Source organism: Bacteroides nordii (assembly GCF_019930665.1).
In the GTDB taxonomy this organism is placed as follows: Bacteria; Bacteroidota; Bacteroidia; order Bacteroidales; family Bacteroidaceae; genus Bacteroides; species Bacteroides nordii.
In genome coordinates this window covers 188,551-206,556 of sequence record NZ_CP082886.1, presented here as the reverse complement: position 1 = coordinate 206,556, position 18,006 = coordinate 188,551, and the positions used below count along the sequence as shown (strand labels likewise).

13 protein-coding genes are annotated in these 18,006 nt (G+C 43.7%); 4 read left to right on the top strand and 9 right to left on the bottom strand.

The genetic code is table 11. The features are described from left to right. Positions 1 to 132 precede the first annotated feature (132 nt). Both K8P02_RS00745 and K8P02_RS00740 read left to right on the top strand, forming a co-directional pair. A complete protein-coding gene (locus K8P02_RS00745) occupies positions 133 to 2,931 on the top strand; it encodes a TonB-dependent receptor (protein WP_025867866.1) in 2,799 nt (932 codons plus the stop codon). 25 nt (positions 2,932 to 2,956) lie between these two features. Next, entirely contained in the window at positions 2,957 to 4,468 is a 1,512-nt protein-coding gene (locus K8P02_RS00740; RefSeq protein ID WP_044158436.1) for a hypothetical protein, read from the top strand. Positions 4,469 to 4,709: 241 nt separating this feature from the next. Here K8P02_RS00740 and K8P02_RS00735 read toward each other — a convergent pair whose 3' ends face one another. From K8P02_RS00735 to K8P02_RS00725, 3 genes are all read right to left on the bottom strand, one after another. After that, positions 4,710 to 5,912 (bottom strand): AGE family epimerase/isomerase, encoded by a 1,203-nt coding sequence (locus K8P02_RS00735; protein ID WP_223381885.1) that lies wholly within the window; start codon positions 5,910 to 5,912, stop codon positions 4,710 to 4,712. 265 nt (positions 5,913 to 6,177) lie between these two features. Further along, complete coding sequence (locus tag K8P02_RS00730) at positions 6,178 to 7,545, bottom strand: MFS transporter (protein ID WP_223381884.1); 1,368 nt, start codon at positions 7,543 to 7,545, stop codon at positions 6,178 to 6,180. A 110-nt stretch (positions 7,546 to 7,655) separates the two neighbouring features. Then, the gene (locus K8P02_RS00725) at positions 7,656 to 8,834 is read right to left on the bottom strand and encodes a glycoside hydrolase family 130 protein (RefSeq protein WP_025867864.1); all 1,179 of its coding nucleotides are present in this window, start codon (positions 8,832 to 8,834) and stop codon (positions 7,656 to 7,658) included. Between the two features lie 314 nt (positions 8,835 to 9,148). On the opposite strand from K8P02_RS00725, the gene K8P02_RS00720 reads away from it, so the two are divergent. Beyond that, positions 9,149 to 10,135 carry an aldo/keto reductase gene (locus K8P02_RS00720; RefSeq protein WP_002559317.1) on the top strand — a complete coding sequence of 329 codons (987 nt, stop codon included), beginning with the start codon at positions 9,149 to 9,151 and terminating at the stop codon, positions 10,133 to 10,135. Positions 10,136 to 10,171: 36 nt separating this feature from the next. Here the strand turns inward: K8P02_RS00720 and K8P02_RS00715 are convergent, their stop codons facing one another. The 4 genes from K8P02_RS00715 to K8P02_RS00700 all read right to left on the bottom strand — a co-directional run bounded on the left by K8P02_RS00715 (position 10,172) and on the right by K8P02_RS00700 (position 14,345). Further along, positions 10,172 to 11,065 (bottom strand): AraC family transcriptional regulator, encoded by an 894-nt coding sequence (locus tag K8P02_RS00715; RefSeq protein WP_025867863.1) that lies wholly within the window; start codon positions 11,063 to 11,065, stop codon positions 10,172 to 10,174. A 27-nt stretch (positions 11,066 to 11,092) separates the two neighbouring features. Further along, positions 11,093 to 12,349: a mechanosensitive ion channel family protein gene (locus K8P02_RS00710; protein WP_025867862.1), complete on the bottom strand. Its 1,257-nt coding sequence runs from the start codon at positions 12,347 to 12,349 to the stop codon at positions 11,093 to 11,095. A 62-nt stretch (positions 12,350 to 12,411) separates the two neighbouring features. Further along, the gene (locus K8P02_RS00705) at positions 12,412 to 13,410 is read right to left on the bottom strand and encodes a DUF4435 domain-containing protein (protein WP_007484098.1); all 999 of its coding nucleotides are present in this window, start codon (positions 13,408 to 13,410) and stop codon (positions 12,412 to 12,414) included. Positions 13,411 to 13,511: 101 nt separating this feature from the next. Then, a complete protein-coding gene (locus K8P02_RS00700; RefSeq protein WP_025867861.1) occupies positions 13,512 to 14,345 on the bottom strand; it encodes an AAA family ATPase in 834 nt (277 codons plus the stop codon). A gap of 92 nt (positions 14,346 to 14,437) precedes the next feature. Between K8P02_RS00700 and K8P02_RS00695 the strand changes: the two genes are divergently transcribed. Next, positions 14,438 to 15,352 carry a DMT family transporter gene (locus K8P02_RS00695; protein WP_025867860.1) on the top strand — a complete coding sequence of 305 codons (915 nt, stop codon included), beginning with the start codon at positions 14,438 to 14,440 and terminating at the stop codon, positions 15,350 to 15,352. 76 nt (positions 15,353 to 15,428) lie between these two features. Here K8P02_RS00695 and K8P02_RS00690 read toward each other — a convergent pair whose 3' ends face one another. Together K8P02_RS00690 and meaB are read right to left on the bottom strand one after the other, a co-directional pair. After that, the gene (locus K8P02_RS00690) at positions 15,429 to 16,781 is read right to left on the bottom strand and encodes a threonine/serine exporter family protein (protein WP_007484095.1); all 1,353 of its coding nucleotides are present in this window, start codon (positions 16,779 to 16,781) and stop codon (positions 15,429 to 15,431) included. Between the two features lie 113 nt (positions 16,782 to 16,894). Further along, positions 16,895 to 17,989 (bottom strand): methylmalonyl Co-A mutase-associated GTPase MeaB, encoded by a 1,095-nt coding sequence (meaB, locus tag K8P02_RS00685; protein ID WP_002559310.1) that lies wholly within the window; start codon positions 17,987 to 17,989, stop codon positions 16,895 to 16,897. Positions 17,990 to 18,006: the final 17 nt, after the last annotated feature.

The following is an 18,006-nucleotide window of genomic DNA, read 5'->3' as shown; positions in this document are numbered from 1 at the left end:
TCACCTATCGAAAAACCCATAAAGACACCTGATTGTAACAGAAGTGCAAACCAATTGTATTTCAAGTGTATTACCTATGTAATCCCTTCTCCGCACCTTTGCAACGTCAAAAGAAATACACCTATAATGAATATGAAACAAGCATTTAGAAAAGCAATTTCGTTCTTCTTTTTACTCACCGTACTGACTTTTGCAGCACAAGCAGGTAACATTCATGGTACAGTCACAGACCGGGTTACAAACGAGCCACTGACCGGAGCAACCATACAACTTTCAGGGACTACACTCGGAACAGTTGCCGACATGGACGGCAAGTACCAATTCAACAATCTCAAGAGTGGTGTATATACGCTCGAAATAAGATACGTAGGATATAAAGACATTATACAGAAAGATATAAAGGTCACCCATGCGCCACTCATACTTAACTTTGAGATGGAGGCTGACGCACAGACGTTGAGTGATGTCACCGTTGTGGCACAAATGAAAAGAAATACCGATGTGGCAATAATGACCGACCAACGCCGAAGCCTGGTAGTACAAAGCGGAGTATCGGCCCAGCAAATCAGTAAAACACAAGACAAAGACGCTTCGGAGGTTATCAAGCGGGTACCAGGTGTATCCATTATCGATGAAAAGTTTGTTATGGTACGCGGACTCTCGCAAAGGTATAATAATGTATGGATAAACGGAGGGGCCGTGCCCAGTTCGGAAGCCGATTCACGTGCTTTCTCATTTGACATCATTCCCAGTTCACAACTTGACAACATGGTGATCGTGAAAAGTCCTGCACCGGAATATCCCTCGGACTTCACAGGAGGTTTTATTCTGATCAATACCAAAGATATGCCAAGTGAAAACAGCTTTAACCTCTCTGTGGGTGCGGCAGTAAATGACAATACCCATTTCAGGGATTTCTACTATAACAAGGGAAGCAAAACCGATCTGCTTGGTTTCGACAACGGGCTACGTTCACTACAAGGAGGCATTGACAAAATAATGAATACTTTTGATGGCAAGGCCGTAGATCTGATGAATAACGGATTGAACAATGACTGGACCGTAAAAAACAAAAAGCCCCTGCCCGATTTGAAACTGAATACTTCCTACAGCCACATCTGGGATACGGAAAGCGGACGCAAATACGGTCTATTGGCTACACTGAACTATAGCAACAGCTATAAAACTTACAAGGATATGGAAAACTCCCTGTTCGGAGCTTATGACGTAACTCATGACCACTCAGTATATCTACGCAGAAGCATAGACAACCAATACAATAACGATGTGCGCCTCGGAGCCATGGCAAATCTTACTTTCCAACCCAAAGACAGCCGCCATCATTTTGAATTCAAGAACATCTTCAACCAGCTTGGCAAAAGTCGGTACACCACCCGCGAAGGTATAGATGCACAGAGCAATAATGAACGGAGTATGGAATATTACTACTCCAGCCGGACTACCTACAACGGGCAATTCACCGGAAAACATACCTTTGACAACGGCAAACTGGATTGGAGTACCGGATATGCATACGCCAACCGCAATATGCCCGACCGCCGCCGCATCCTGTTGAATGATGAACTTGAAAAAGACAGGATAGGGCTAACCAGTGGTTCGGATATCAGCCGTGAGTTCTACAAGCTGGACGAACACATTGCTTCGGCCAACATCAACTATCAACACGAATATTCTTTCGGTACATTCAATCCGACACTGAAAGCCGGTGCTTACAGCGAATACCGTACACGTGAATTTACCACCCGCCGCTTCTATTATAACTGGAATCAGGCAAGCAACACACTTCCGGCTGACTTTCGCTATATGGATATGATAAATACCGTATTACGTCCGGAGAATTATGGTTTAGACAAACTTCACCTTTTTGAAGAACCCAACAAGCTGAACGATTATAGTGGAAATAATATCCTGACAGCCGGATACATAGGGGCTAATCTGCCTTTGGGAGCTTTCAATATCTACGCGGGAGTACGTTATGAGTACAATCAAATGGAATTGATCAGCAATACCCGCTCTACAGCCAAAAGCCCCAAAAGCAAGTACTATACCAATAATGACCTGTTCCCGTCTCTGAACATCAGCTATGAACTAACGGAAAAGCAGCAATTGCGTCTGGCTTACGGAAAGTCCGTCAACCGTGCCGAATTCCGTGAAGTTTCCAGTTCCGTATATTATGACTTCGATCTGGCAAGTCCGGTAGAAGGAAACCCGGACTTAAAATCTGCGTATATTCAGAATATAGACTTCCGTTATGAGTATTATCCTTCCGGCGGAGAGGTGATCTCAGTAGCACTTTTCTACAAGAACTTCCAGAATCCGATAGAGTGGACTTACACCGTAAACGGAGGAACAGACCTCACCTATTCTTATAAGAATGCCAAAGCAGCCAACAACTATGGTATCGAACTTGATATCCGTAAGAACCTCGGCTTTATCGGCCTGAAAGATTTAAGCTGGACTTTCAACGGAGCATGGATCAAGAGTAAGGTAGAATTCGACAAGAACAGCATTGAGCTTGACCGCCCCATGCAGGGACAATCTCCTTACCTCATCAATACAGGCCTTTTCTATCAGAATGAGAAGCTGGGACTGAATGCTGCCGTACTTTACAACCGTATCGGAAAACGCATCATCGGAGTAGGCCGCAGTGTAGGAAGTGCCGGAAGTGAAAACACCAACAACTTACCCAACTCCTACGAGATGCCACGCAACACGATAGACCTTTCTCTAAGTAAGAAGTTCGGCCGCTGGGAAGTGAAAGCCGGTGTACGCGATCTGCTTGCCGAAAAAGTTTACTTCAAACAGGTCTCGGAGGTACGCAAAGGTGACGTGAAGTCCGAACATGAAGAGATCACCCGCGCTTATCAGCCCGGAAGAAATATTAATCTGAGTATTAGTTTTAATCTATAATTCATCACTTAAACAAAGAATGACAATGAAAAAGAGTATGTTTGCAGCCCTTTGCCTCTCATCTATATTGGCACTTGGCACCGTAACAAGTTGTAGCGATAACGAAAGTGCTCCTTCTTACTTTATCGATCCGAATGAGGACACCAACATTAAAGATCTGGAAGTACTCTTCGGCAATAATGAGGGTGCACAACAATGGGAAGTGAAACAGAACGTACACATCACCAAAGGTACGTATCTCATGAAAGGCTGGTGTTACATCACTGACGGAGTGACGGTTACCATTGACCCGGGTACGGTAATCCGTGGCGACAAGAGTACAAAAGCTGCTTTAATTGTAGAACGCGGTGGTAAACTGATTGCCGAAGGTACGGCTCAAGAACCGATTGTAATGACTTCCATGATGAAAAAAGGTCTCCGCCGTCCGGGTGACTGGGGTGGACTCATCATCTGCGGAAAGGCAAATAACAATCAGAAAGAGCAGCAAATAGAAGGTGGTCCCAGAACCAAACATGGAGGCAATGACGATAACGATAACTCCGGTATCTTCAAATATATCCGTGTAGAGTTTGCCGGTTTCCCTTTTGAAAAGGATAAGGAAATCAACGGTATCACTTTCGGTTCAGTAGGTAAAGGTACGATAGTAGACCACCTGCAGGTATCCTATTCTAATGACGATTCTTTTGAATGGTTTGGCGGAAGCGTAGACTGCAAGCACCTGATTGCTTACAAAGGCTGGGACGACGACTTTGATACGGACAATGGATTCTCCGGAAACGTGCAATTCTGTCTGGGCGTGCGTGACCCGAAAATTGCAGACGTATCACAGAGTAACGGATTTGAGTCGGACAACTGCGCTGACGGTAATATCGCAGCCACCCCTATTACGACAGCTGTATTCAGTAATGTTACCTTTGTAGGCCCTGCCACAAAACTCAATGCTGATTTCCAGAATACTTCGGACTACATCAATGCCGGTGATCTCTATCCTAATAACAACTCTGGTCTTGGTAAATTCCAGTCGGCTATGCAGATACGTCGCAGCAGTAACCTGAATTGCGTTAATTCCGTAGCCATCGGCTGGCCTATCGGACTGATCATCGACGGTGAAAAAGGAAATACGGTTGAATCGGCCAAAGAAGGGAAGATCGTATTGCAAAACATCTATCTGGCTTTGGGCAAGAACTCGGTGGTAGGTACGGATGCTAACAAGAAGTACGAAGATGTACTTGGTACATACAGCGACGGTAAGATTACTTACGACGAAACAAAACCGTCTTATTCCAGCACTTTCTTCAAAGCACAGAAAGGAAATACAGTGTTTGAGAACGAAGACGATCTGAAACTAATCGACACGAAAAACGTAGGACAGAAATATGCACCAACAAGCGAAAGTCCACTGCTGGGTAAAGCTTCGTTCGATGCCGTACCCAATGCTACCCAACTGGAAAAAGTTACTTATATCGGTGCTTTCTCCGCACAAGACAACTGGATGGATAACTGGACCAACTTTGATCCGGAAAATACAGACTATTAGTGCTTCCCGCACAGGGAGGTACGCCAGGCGATGAGACTATTTAAATATCAGGTAGACAGGATTGCCCGGGATGGCTCATTGGTTAGGTTAGGAAGGAATGTATTGTTGCCCGGTGTGGGGAGTTGTTTTACATGTACATGTAAAGCAGTACGACATGTGCATGTGGGACAGTACGACATGTACATGTGGAGCAGCTTTACATGTACATGTAAAACAACTCTGCATGCCGGGCAACGAATCATTACTCTACGAGGCAAAGCCTCATCAGTACTTCCATACACATACGCCCGTTATGATAAGGGCATTTCCAGAAACCGGCTTTATCATCTTCGCGGTTCACTGTGCCATCGGCACGGATACTCCAATACCATTCACCATTCTCCCGGTCTATGAGATACTTCCTGATAAAATCCCAGCAGGCAATGGCCTTTTGCAAAGCCTCCTTATCATTGAAATGCTGGAAAAGGTTCATATAGCCAACCACTGTCTCAGCTTGTACCCACCAATGACGGTCGGCATCTACCCGGTGAGTATCGGGATTCTTTTCATAAATCATCCCTCCTTCCGGAGTAAACCCTTCAGAAGCTGCTATCGCTATTTGTTTCACAATCGGTTCTACTTTTGCCAGCAAGTCTTTGTCGCCCAGCTCCAATGCAGCTTCATGAATGAGCCAGGAAGCTTCAATATCATGACCGTAGGAAACAATCCGGTACTTGCTATTCCAGTCGTCATCAAAAAAGAGTTGCAGGTGCCCCGTTTCCCGGTTTAGTATTTTATCGGTAAAAATCAGGATAAGATTATACAATTGCCTTTTCAGCCGTTCATCTTTCCACACCCGGTAAAGGTTGGTATAGGGTTCGAGAATATGGAGATGCGTATTCATTGTTTTACGTTCATTGGCATCTTTCTCGCTGAGACGCATGTCTTCCATTTCATCCCACTCACGGGTAAGGGCTTCACAATAACCATTCTTCACAGTGTCAAAGCTATATGCTTCGATGCTCTCAAAGAGGCGTACGGCATAGTCAAGAGCTTCCTTATCTCCGGTAGCGCGATTATACTCACTCAGTCCGTAAATAGCAAAGCCGAGGGCATAAATCTGTTTCTTTGTATCGAGCGGCGCTCCTTTGCAATCGAGACTCCAATAAATACCACCAAACTCTTTATCGTAAAAGTGGTGAATAATGTACTCTTTGGCACGGGTGGCCATAGCAAGATATTCTTCTTTTTTCAACAAACGATATGCGGCGGAGTAAGTCCACAAAATGCGGGCATTAAGGATAGCTCCTTTCTCTGCTTCGGGCATCCGTTGTTCCATGCCGGTGATACGCCCGTAGAAACCACCGTTCTCTTCGTCCACCATTCGGTTCATCCAATAGGGCAGGATATTGGTAATAAGTACCTCCTGCACCTCTTGCTTCAAAGTTGATATAGATTGATTCATATTTGTATGGTTTTGAATGTATTTCCCCACCCCCACAGAGGACACAGAGGGCACAGAGTTTTAAATCTTTATTGAAACGCAGATGAACGCAGATTTTCGCAAAGGGAAATAACGATAAAATAAAGAACTACAGTTTTTTAATCTGCGTTCATCTGCGATCATCCGCGTTTCATCAGAGAAAATAATATCTCTGCGCCCTCCGTATCCTCTGTGGTGAACTGATTCATATCGGATCTGGTTTGAATTACTGATTCCTATTGTTTTTTTAATTCCGTTTTCTCTCCAGTTCTGCCGTGATGTCTTTCATCTTCTTCTCACTCAACGGATACATACTGATAAATAGTACACTCAGTATTGTACCTATTGCCGGCAGGAAGCTCAGGAACATTTTAATGCCATGAATCGCTTCGGCACTCTGTACAGCATTGGCCTTGAAACCAAAATAAGCAAGTAACCAACCGGTGATAGCACTGCCGATTGCCCAACCGAATTTCTGGCTCATGGAAGAAGAAGAGAATATCAGCCCGGTAGCCCGATTGCCGGTTCTCAACTCAGAGTAATCGGCACAGTCGGCGTACATAGACCATAACAGCGGGAAAATGCTTCCGGCACAAATACTAATCAGTATCTGGAAAATGAATATCAGTGCAATGTCTCCCTTTCCAAACCAATAGAAGATAATGCTCAGTACGGTAGCAATCACCATGGCACCCATGTAGGTAGCTTTCTTACCAATACGGTTACTGAGTGGCGCAGCAAGAACTACCCCTACGATATTGGCAACCTGCCCCACGGCCAGATAAAGCCCGCTTAGTACAAACGAGACTCCGAAGAAGGAAACAGTAGCATAATCTTCCTCCACAATGAAGTACTTGAAATAGTAAACCGTGGCCCCGTCGCGAACAGAGTTGAAGATCAATGCAGCAATACCTGCACCGAGCAGAATCCACCAGGGCTTATTGTGAAGCAAATCTTTCACATCTTCCTTCAACGGGCTTTGTGCCTCCTTAATAGGTTTCACCCTTTCGCGCGTCAATGCAAAACAGCCATAGAACAGTATCATACACATGACTGCTATGACTATCACACTCATCATCCAACCGTGTTGTTCACTGTGTCCCTGGCTAAAGTAATTCACCATAGGCATAAACAGCAACAGAGCTATGAAACTGCCGATATAGGCAAATGTCATGCGATAAGTAGACAGTGTATTCCGCTCTTTCGGATCAGGACTCATCACTCCCAACAATGAAGCATAAGGCACATTGATAGCAGAATAAATCATCATCATCAACGAATAAGTGACATAGGCGTATATCAATTTGCCGGTATCACTCAGATCGGGAGTAGTGAACGTCAATATGCCAATCAGCCCGAAAGGAATGGCAAGAAACAGCAGATAAGGACGGAACTTTCCCCAACGGGAATGGGTACGGTCAGCAATGATTCCCACAATCGGATCGAAAGCCGAATCCCAGACACGGGTAATGAGAAACATGGTACCGACCACAGCAGCCGGAAGTCCGAAAACATCCGTATAGAATATCATCAGATAAGAGCCAAACAGTTTCCAGAACATGGACGAAGCCATATCACCGAAACCGTAGCCTATTTTTTCTTTGAGTTTTATCATGGTAGAAAAAGAGTAATTAGTGATGAGTGAGTAGTGATTAGTGATAAGCAATTAGTGAGTAGTGATTAGTAGGCTGCGCAATTATACCGCATGGCACTAATCACTCATCACTACTCACTAATCACTACTTTCTTGTTTTTCTCTATCATCCTTTTCAGCGTCTCCACCGAAGCAGAAGAGAAAAAGCCATCCTGCGGTGTATGCAGGCAGTAGTCCACTAACTTATCAATGGTAGATGTAGCTACATGCATACGGGTATCCGAAGAGGCATAATAGATAAACACCGTTCCGTCTTCATCAGCAATCCAACCGTTACTGAACAATACATTCGATACATCACCGATACGCTCTTCACCCTCCGGAGCCATAAAATATCCGGCAGGGGAGGCAATCAGTTTTGTCGGATCTTTCAGGTCAGTCATATACATATATAATACATAACGTAATCCGGCAGCACATCCGCGAACCCCATGAGCCAAATGCAACCAGCCTTGCGGGGTCTTGATCGGGTGCGGTCCCTCTCCATTCTTCACCTCTTTAATAGTATGATAATAGCGTTTATCTATAATGACTTCTTCTTTCACCTCGGCATGCGTCATATCTTCTACCAATGCCCAACCGATACCACCACCACTTCCGGCATCAATAAATCCATCTTGCGGACGGGTATAAAGTGCATATTTCCCCTCAACGAATTCCGGATGCAATACAACATTACGCTGCTGGCTCTTTGTTTTCAGATCCGGAAGGCGTTCCCAGTTCTTCAAGTCCTTGGTACGGGCGATACCGGCTGTAGCCGTTGCCGACGACAAATCTCCTGCCGGAGCATTATCGTCAGGTCGTTCGGCACAGAATATACCATATATCCAACCGTCCTCATGAGCGGTAAGGCGCATATCATAAACGTTCGTTGCCGGAACAACATCTTCAGGCATCGTCACCGGATAATCCCAGAAACGGAAATTATCTATTCCGTTAGGACTCTCTGCAATGGCAAAGAACGATTTACGGTCAGCACCTTCCACGCGTACCATCAACAGATACTTTCCGTTCCATTTGATGGCACCGGCATTCATGGTTGCATTCATGCCGATACGCTCCATCAGATAAGGATTCGTCTTCTCATCCAGATCATAACGCCAGAATACCGGCGTATGGGCAGCAGTCAGCACAGGATGTTCATAACGGGTAATAATACCATTTCCACCTTTCATCGGATTGTTTTTGCGGGCGAGGAATTCCTCATGTTCGGCCAGCAAGGTAGCAATTTTGTCTTTAAATAGGCTCATAATCGAAGTCTTTTCTGTTTTATTAGTTGATAATGCAAAGTTAGTGTAGTCCGTACAAAGTATCCAATACTATTTTATCATATCATTATACTATTTATCACCGACCAACAGAGTTAAGCTGTTTTCTCAACCTAATGAAACAAAACGAAACTCAGCAGGAACAGGATGTTGACTCCGCCAATAAACGATTTATTCTCCCCCAGAGGACAGAAAGACATCTCTCATACATCCGGATTGATAAAAAAGCTATATCTTTGTTTTCATACTAACTTATTCTGCAACATTGCTTATACAATAACCTAATAATTACAAATATGATAAACCCTGTTTATTCACCCGACAACGAGAGATACAGTAACGGTATGAAGTACCGACGTTGTGGCAAAAGCGGAATCATGCTCCCGGAAATTTCCTTGGGGCTGTGGCATAACTTCGGAGATGTAGATACATTTGCCAACAGCCAGCGAATGGCGCATTATGCTTTCGATAAGGGAATCACTCATTTCGATCTGGCAAATAACTACGGGCCTTCCTATGGCTCGGCAGAAGAAACGTTCGGTGAGATTATGAGAAAATCATTCCTTCCTTACCGGGATGAGCTGTTTATCTCTACGAAAGCCGGACACGATATGTGGCCGGGCCCCTACGGAGAATGGGGATCAAGAAAATATCTGATGGCAAGCCTTAACCAAAGCTTGAAACGTATGAATCTGGATTATGTGGATATTTTCTATTCGCACCGTTATGATCCGGTGACTCCATTGGAAGAAACATTGCAAACATTGGTAGATATTGTCCGCCAGGGAAAAGCATTGTATGTAGGTATCTCCAAATACCCGAAAGAGGCCGCTGAATTTGCTTACAAATATCTGGCAGAAAGAGATGTGCATTGCTTGCTCTATCAAGGAAAATATAACCTGTTCAATCGGGAACCGGAAGAAGAAGGTATCCTCCGGCAAGCCAAAGAAAATGGTACCGGATTTATTGCATTCTCTCCCTTAGCACAAGGATTATTGACAAACCGATACCTCAATGGCATTCCCGAAGATTCACGAATGGCCCGCGGAGGTTTCCTAAAAAAGGAACAACTCACAGAAGATGTTTTAAGCAAAATCAAAGCACTGAACAAAATGGCAGAGGAACGGGGACAAACCTTAGCAGAGATGGCTCTGGCATGGGTTCTAAAAGATGATTTAGTAACATCAGTCATCATTGGTGCCAGCTCGGTAGCCCAACTGGAAGATAATCTGAAAGCAATAAGAAATACCTCATTTACAAAGGAAGAATTAAGGAGGTTATAGGATTATGAGGAGGTAGGGTTACAACCCTACCACTTCTCACACAATCTTCTTCTTTTTCCTGTAATTCTCCCGAAACTCCTTAGGAGAGCATGCCTTTTTCTTCTTAAATATCCGGTTAAAATTAGAGAGGTTATTGAATCCGCAATCATAGCAGATTTCCGCTACAGACATAGTGGAATCTACCAGCAACCGGGCTGCAAACCCAAGACGGATATCAATAATATAATCAGAAAGACTCTTTCCGGTACGAAGTTTGAAAAAGCGGCTAAAAGAAACAGCAGTCATTCCTACCATATCTGCCAGATTATTCAAACGAATCTCCTCTTTATAGTGCTCATTGATATATTCCTGTACCTTCTGTACCCTCCGACTATCAGCATGGATATCGATCTTCGCAAAAGAAGAACTGGACAATGTACGGGATTCCTCCTCAAAGAGAGAAAGCTCATACAGAATAGTCATGAACTTAAGCACAGCATAAAATCCTTGTTTTTCAGAAGCTAATGTGTCGAGCATGGAATACACTTTCATAATGGCAGACATAGGGAAGCAAAGTCCTTTTTGCGCACGTTCCAACATCCGGCGAATAGAATCGAACTGATTCTTATTAATGAAGCTTTCAGAGAAAAGATCAGGGGAAAACTGAATAGTTATCTCGCGTATCTCTTTTGAGTTGCATTCATTTTGCTCCCAGACATGCTCCAGATCCTGCCCGGTAATCAACACCAGATCATAGTCGCCAATTACTTCCGCAGAGTCACCTACAATCCTACGTACTCCAGCAGCCTTCTCACAAAAGTTCAATTCAAATTCGGCATGATTGTGAATAGGGTATGTAAATTCCGTCTTATACCGCTCGGCTACATAAAAACAATCTTTGTCAGAGAGTGGAGTAATCTCACGGATAATATAACTTTGCTGTGCATTCATTGTTGTAAATAGTATTAGTCTAAATTCTTAATCATTCCTGCTTAACGCCCTGAAATCTTCTCCTGTAGGATTCTGGAAGACATGCAAATCAAATTCCGGAATAATGGCAAGCACGTGATCGAACACATCGGCTTGAACACCTTCATAAGGTATCCAGGCTTTGATGGACGAGAAGAAATAGAGTTCGAGAGGAATACCTTGTTCGGTGGGTTGCAACTGACGCACCATACATGTAAGATCCTGATTGACTGCCGGAAGGCTTCTCAGATAATTAGTCAGGTAGGCACGGAATACACCTAAATTGGTCTGACGACGGCCATTCACTAACACGGAGTTGTCTATTCCATGCTCTTTGTTATACTCCTCCACTACCTTCTCCGTCTCTTCGATATAGTCTTTCAGCAAACGTATTTTCCGGTATTTTGCCAACATCTCCGGAGTACAGAACTTCACACTGTTCATATCAATCCTGATAGAACGCTTTATACGTCGTCCTCCGGACTCCTGCATACCCCGCCAGTTCTGAAAAGAATCACTGACCAGAGCATAGGGAGGAATGGTGGTAATGGTATTGTCCCAGTTACGTACCTTTACGGTATTCAAGGTTACTTCAATCACCGTTCCGTCGGCTCCATACTTCGGCATCTCAATCCAGTCTCCCACCTTCAGCATATTGTTGGCAGAAAGTTGAATGCCCGAAACGAAGCCCATAATACTGTCTTTGAACACCAACATCAGGACAGCGGCAGAAGCTCCCAGACCGGTAAGCAACACCATCGGCGATTTATCAATCAGAATACTGACGATAATAATACCACCAATAAAGAAAAGAATGACCTGAACCGTTTGTAACAATCCTTTCAAAGGACGGTCGCGAAACTGCTCACGCTCGCTGTATACATGATAAAGTGCAGAGAGAAGTGCACTGATAAACTTTAAAAAGACTGCAATGATATAAATCATGCAAATACGTAATATAAAAGTCAGCAGGCCGGCATTGGATATGGCAAGCGGTAGCAGTATATACAGAATGATAGGTGCCACCAGATGACTGAGGTAAATCATCACTTTGCGATCAAACACAACGTCATCCCATGTGGCCTTTGTTTTTTTCACAAGCCGGGTAACCGTCGTCAGGATAACATGCTTGCAAATGGCATCTCCCAGAAAAGCAATAGCCAAAATGATAACTAAAATGATAGTACTCGTTAAATCATCAGTCCACGACTCATTAAATCCCCATGACTGGAGAATTCCCTTGATTATACCTGTAATTTTTTCCATTGTTATACTTTATCTGCCGTTATAATAGGGCAACGGCAAAACACCCTGTTTGTTTCACGTCACTATCCTTTCTCCAGGAATTCCCTTACGTCGTCACGCAACCATTGGTGAAGATACAGTGCTTTGTATGCACTATTCTTCTTCAACATGATTTCCACATTTATCTGACTGTTCTGATAACAAGTCAGTTCATTACGAAACTGTTCATCATGTTCTGCCAGTTTCTTTATCTCCTGTTCCCGTTCTCTGCGAAGAAGTGTACAAACCGGTATCAGAAGTTTCATCACTACATTATCCATGATATGATGTCCCTGGATATAAAGATAGGTGGTTTCCGGAACCAATCCTAACTTCTCCAGTTCGGAACCTAAAGCATCCACCCGACTAATACAGTGAGGAAAACGGGTTTGCAGTTCCGATAGTTTGGCAGAGACCGTCCTTTGTAGAGCTTCCAGGCATCGTTCAGGATGCCGCAGGTTGACGTCCAGCAACCGGATATATGTATTAAAGTCACTCATCGGAAATGTGTGTGTATCATGCTGCCGATAGAACCAGACGTTCCAAAGAAAAAGAGGATAAGTTATCTGGGAATACCTCCGCATGAAAGCAGCAAAATCAATCAACGGACGGTCATTCAGTGTGGCCTGTACACATACCTCATGCAAACTCTCTGCAAAGCAATGATGATTTTCGATGGCATAGGTATAGGTCTGAAAGATATATCTGTTTCTGTTTATCTTCCGGGAAGTAGCAGTAGCTCCCTGCAAAAGAAAATCATAATCACTATCCACACAGGCGATGAGGCTTTTTCCTAATTCGGCCGTATTCAGGGTATTCATTAATACCATCTTCTTCCCCTTTGCCAAAGAGGTAGCCGAAGGAAGCATTACCTGAAAATAATATTCATCATTCTCAAACTCCTCAAACAACGTACGCCAGAAAGGCACGTCGTCATAACTTTCCACATAAGCTACAATTCTCCGGCGTGTGTTCTTGGGATAAAGCTTATGGGCGGCACTAAAGTAAGAGGAAGTCAGATTGTCGCGTAGGGTTTGAGCCATGCCATGTGAGATTTACGATTGGACGATTTACTATTTACGATTGAAATTACTCTGTATTCTCAATTGTCAACTATCAACTGTCAATTGTCAACTGTCAACTGTCAATTGTCAACTACATTCGTTGTAATATCGGTTACTTCGGTGACAGCATTGAGCCAGCCTTCCATAATGAGGGCAGGCGAATGAGTGGTCAGTATTATTTGTACATTGGGATTCAGTTCACGAATCATAGCGATAAGCTTCTGTTGCCACTCGATGTGGAGCGAGGCTTCCGGCTCATCCATGAAAAGAACATAATGTTCATTGTCCTGTACCAATACAGTCAGCAAGATAACAAGCATCTGTTTTTCGCCGGAAGAGAGTTTATAGGGCAATAAGAGCTCACCGTCCTGATAAAAAGCAATATCATTCCGCCTCCGGTCTATTTTCTTCCGGGTATAGCTGAACAGTTCATCTATCTGATCCTGAAAGCGCTTTTTAGCCAACGATAAAGTAGCTGCCCTCTTCCGCTCTTCTTCATCATTACCGGCTAGAAGTTCAATCATTTTATTGCCTATATTCACCTGATAATCCAGATAACGGCGTTGTAAGAGATAGAGCTGCCAATCAAGTTCAGACTTTACATTCTTATCAGCCATCCGGGCAGTAAAATCGCCCATGATAAGAGGGCGGTCATAACTACGGATTACATCATAAGGAATATAAGTAGCTTCGGGATCATCAAAGTAAATATCTACCCCGTCTTTCATTCCGTTCTTCATCTCACCGGAAAGATCTTCCAGATAACCTACGGAACGGTTCAGGATCGTTGTTTTACCAACCCCATTGATGCCGGAAAGGATATTCACGTCGGGACGCAGGTCCCAGGCAATATTAAACCGTTTCCACAACCCTTTTATTTCAATACGCCGGATATATTTGGCTTGTTTTTCCATGCTATTCTTACTTTATATCAAGGCAAATATAAACAATTCAAATGATAAATTGGTTACCTTTGCAGCAGTTTTCAATAAAGGTCACTAAAAAGATGAATATCAACAAGAACGTACAAGGACATCTGTTTGCTCTTACTGCCAATGTGATGTGGGGACTAATGGCTCCCATCGGAAAATTTGCTTTGCAAGAGTTTTCAGCTCTTTCGGTCACTACTTTTCGAATGGTGGGGGCAGCTGCCGCTTTCTGGATACTCTCCATGTTCTGCAAGCAGGAACATGTGAATCATAAGGATATGCTCAAAATATTCTTTGCATCCTTGTTTGCATTGGTATTTAATCAGGGAGTTTTCATCTTCGGATTGTCATTGACCTCTCCTATTGACGCCTCTATTGTGACTACCACTCTGCCTATCATCACAATGATTGTAGCCGCCATCTATCTGAAAGAACCGGTTACGAACAAGAAAGTATTAGGTATCTTTGTCGGAGCAATGGGAGCATTGATACTTATCTTAGGCAGTCAGACTTCAGGAGATGCCAATAGTAGTATCTGGGGAGACCTGCTCTGCCTGTTGGCACAACTTAGTTTCTCTATCTACCTAACTGTATTCAAAGGACTTACCCAGCAATATTCTGCTGTTACCATCAATAAATGGATGTTCATTTATGCTTCTATGTGCTACATCCCATTCTCTTATCAGGATGTGGCAGCAATTGAATGGAGCACGATTTCCGTACCCGCCGTCTGGCAAGTTTTATATGTAGTATTGGGAGGAAGCTTCATCGCTTACATCTGCGTAATGACAGCACAGAAGTTACTCCGTCCCACAGTGGTAAGTATGTACAACTATGTACAGCCAATCATCGCGTCTATCGCAGCAGTAGTCATGGGTATCGGTACCTTTGGCTGGCAAAAGGGAATCGCCATCGGTCTGGTATTTCTGGGTGTATACATCGTGACACAAAGCAAGTCGAGGGCGGATTTGGAAAAGGAAGGAGGATTATAGTGATTAACGATTAGTGATGAGTGATTAGTGGCTGCGCTTTATCATTAACCACTCATCACTAACCACTAATCACTCATCACCATTCTATAAATTTTCCCCTCGCCTTTCTCTTTGCCAGTTCTTCTTCCAGGAATTTCTGGCGGTCTTTGGCAATATAACGACGGGCAAAAATGTTAGGGACAGCTACGCCTAAAGCTATGCAAAGAATAATAAGAGCAGAATTGATACCGTTGTAAAAGGCAACTGTTACTTCACCTACTACACCGTGCATGCCGATAAGTCCCAGCAAAGAACGATACATCAATACACCGGGAATCATAGGGATGACGGAAGGAATGGTCAATACGTGGTTGGGCACATGAAACCAATGAACGGCTTTCACGGCTATCAGACTAACTACAAAACTACCCATAAACGAACCGATCACCGGTCCGAAACCTAATTCGAAATTCACGAAATTACGTGTACACACAGCTATGATACCGCCTATGGCTACCACCCAAAGCAAACGACGCTGAATGTTGAATATCATAGAGAAACCCATTGCGGCAATTGCGGCAGCAATCGCGTATACATAATAAGGATCATGGGGAATCATACTCAATTCACTGAACTTTTTATCAATGCTGACATCCTCCATCACACACAAACGGATGGCAAGAACAATACCGAAAGCCATAGCACCCACCATCATAGCAGTATTAGCAGCACGCGTGATACCCACTAACAGATAATTGTCTATCATATCGTCCACAAAGTTGATCAACGGAACACCCGGAACAATAAACAAAGCACAGGCCAAAAGCGGATGATAAGGAGTAGATGAAAGTCCGCTAAACGAAGAGGCATAAGCCAGACAAGTAGAAACAAAAGCCGCAATGGCAATACTCATATATACATTGATACCAAACTCCATGCATCGAGCACGGACACGGAAACCAACAAAAGCACAAACAGAAGCCAGCAAGAAAGCCATCCAGTCACAGCCAAACAACTTGCAAAAACCTCCGCAGGCAAAACCTGCACCAATGGCTACCAGATAAGGAATGTAATTACGCGGACGGGAGCAGATTTTCTCCAGTTCTTCTTCATACTGATCCAAAGAATAATCATGTTCAATAGCCCGCCAGGATAGTTTACTAACTTCAGAAATAGCCGTCATATTAATACCATGCTTCTCACACTTCTGAAATTTAGAGAAAGAGTGCGCCTCGTCACTGACATTCACAACCAGCATTGTATAACTTACATCAATATGAAGTTTATCTTCCGGCAACCCCAAATAAGCAGCTACACGCTTCATATTACGCACAATCCGGTTTGTATCCGCAGCACTTTCTACCAACAATTTACCGGTACGGAGCAACAAGTCAAGTTTACGCCTCAGCAACAGAGCTTCTTCCTGCTCAATTACATTATTATTCGTCATCTTTTGTATATATAAATGATATTATTCTTTTAGGAGCACAAAGGTACAATTTCCTTTTCAAAAAAGCCCCACCCAAGAGCGAAAGATGACAGATAAAAAGTGAATAAATATCCCTATTTTCTCAATTCCTCAAAATAGGTATCCAATAATGTCTTTGCTGCTATAAAAGAGGTCAGATTACCGCCAAGCACTTGTTGTTCTTTTTCATATAGCATCGATTCTATCTTAGCATTATGATAAAAACTATCGCGAAGCTGCTCATTAATACTTTCATACATCCAGTATTTACTCTGCTCATTGCGTCGATACTCAAAGTATCCGTTCGCTTTCACAAAGTCGATGTATTCATAAACCATATCCCATATCTCTTTCACACCTATATTATAGAAACCGGAATACGTCAAGACCTGTGGTGTCCAGCCAGAGTCGGGAGCCGGAAAAAGATGCAAAGCATTGCGGAATTGGGAGGCAGCCAAGTTCGCTTTGTCTATATTATTTCCGTCAGCTTTGTTGATAACAATGCCGTCCGCCATTTCCATGATACCGCGCTTAATACCTTGAAGTTCATCACCTGTGCCTGCCAACTGAATCAACAGGAAGAAATCTACCATAGAGTGCACAGCCGTTTCACTCTGCCCCACTCCCACTGTCTCTACAAAAATCTTATCGAAACCGGCGGCTTCACAAAGAATGATCGTTTCACGGGTTTTTCGCGCTACACCACCCAACGAACCCGCTGAAGGACTGGGACGAATAAACGAATTGGGATGTACGGACAATTGTTCCATACGGGTCTTATCCCCTAAAATACTCCCTTTACTACGCTCACTACTCGGGTCGATAGCCAACACAGCCAGCTTACCTCCCTTTTCGAGCACATGCAGGCCAAAGACATCAATTGAAGTACTCTTTCCGGCACCGGGTACACCACTAATCCCTACCCGAATGGAGTTTCCGGAAAATGGCAGACATTTTTCTATCACTTCCTGGGCTATAACCTGATGTTCGGGCTTCACGCTTTCCACCAAGGTCACTGCCTGACTGAGGATCGTTATATTTCCCTGCACGATACCCTCCACAAATTCTGCTACAGTGGGCTGGCGCTTCTTCGGTTTACGTTTCAGATAAGGATTTACCGATGAGGGCTGCTCAATACCTTTGTTGACAACCAGTCCTTTGTACTCTTCGCTGTTTTCCGGATGTTCCATGGTAATGATATTTAGGG

What these genes read in the sequence shown, in the direction of transcription:
- K8P02_RS00690 (WP_007484095.1), bottom strand. Translation starts at nt 16,781, where the DNA reads ATGACGAATAATAATGTAATTGAGCAGGAAGAAGCTCTGTTGCTGAGG.
- K8P02_RS00715 (WP_025867863.1), bottom strand. Translation starts at nt 11,065, where the DNA reads ATGAATGCACAGCAAAGTTATATTATCCGTGAGATTACTCCACTCTCT.
- K8P02_RS00720 (WP_002559317.1), top strand. Translation starts at nt 9,149, where the DNA reads ATGATAAACCCTGTTTATTCACCCGACAACGAGAGATACAGTAACGGT.
- K8P02_RS00725 (WP_025867864.1), bottom strand. Translation starts at nt 8,834, where the DNA reads ATGAGCCTATTTAAAGACAAAATTGCTACCTTGCTGGCCGAACATGAG.
- K8P02_RS00710 (WP_025867862.1), bottom strand. Translation starts at nt 12,349, where the DNA reads ATGGAAAAAATTACAGGTATAATCAAGGGAATTCTCCAGTCATGGGGA.
- K8P02_RS00705 (WP_007484098.1), bottom strand. Translation starts at nt 13,410, where the DNA reads ATGGCTCAAACCCTACGCGACAATCTGACTTCCTCTTACTTTAGTGCC.
- K8P02_RS00735 (WP_223381885.1), bottom strand. Translation starts at nt 5,912, where the DNA reads ATGAATCAATCTATATCAACTTTGAAGCAAGAGGTGCAGGAGGTACTT.
- K8P02_RS00740 (WP_044158436.1), top strand. Translation starts at nt 2,957, where the DNA reads ATGAAAAAGAGTATGTTTGCAGCCCTTTGCCTCTCATCTATATTGGCA.
- K8P02_RS00745 (WP_025867866.1), top strand. Translation starts at nt 133, where the DNA reads ATGAAACAAGCATTTAGAAAAGCAATTTCGTTCTTCTTTTTACTCACC.
- K8P02_RS00730 (WP_223381884.1), bottom strand. Translation starts at nt 7,545, where the DNA reads ATGATAAAACTCAAAGAAAAAATAGGCTACGGTTTCGGTGATATGGCT.
- K8P02_RS00700 (WP_025867861.1), bottom strand. Translation starts at nt 14,345, where the DNA reads ATGGAAAAACAAGCCAAATATATCCGGCGTATTGAAATAAAAGGGTTG.
- meaB (WP_002559310.1), bottom strand. Translation starts at nt 17,989, where the DNA reads ATGGAACATCCGGAAAACAGCGAAGAGTACAAAGGACTGGTTGTCAAC.
- K8P02_RS00695 (WP_025867860.1), top strand. Translation starts at nt 14,438, where the DNA reads ATGAATATCAACAAGAACGTACAAGGACATCTGTTTGCTCTTACTGCC.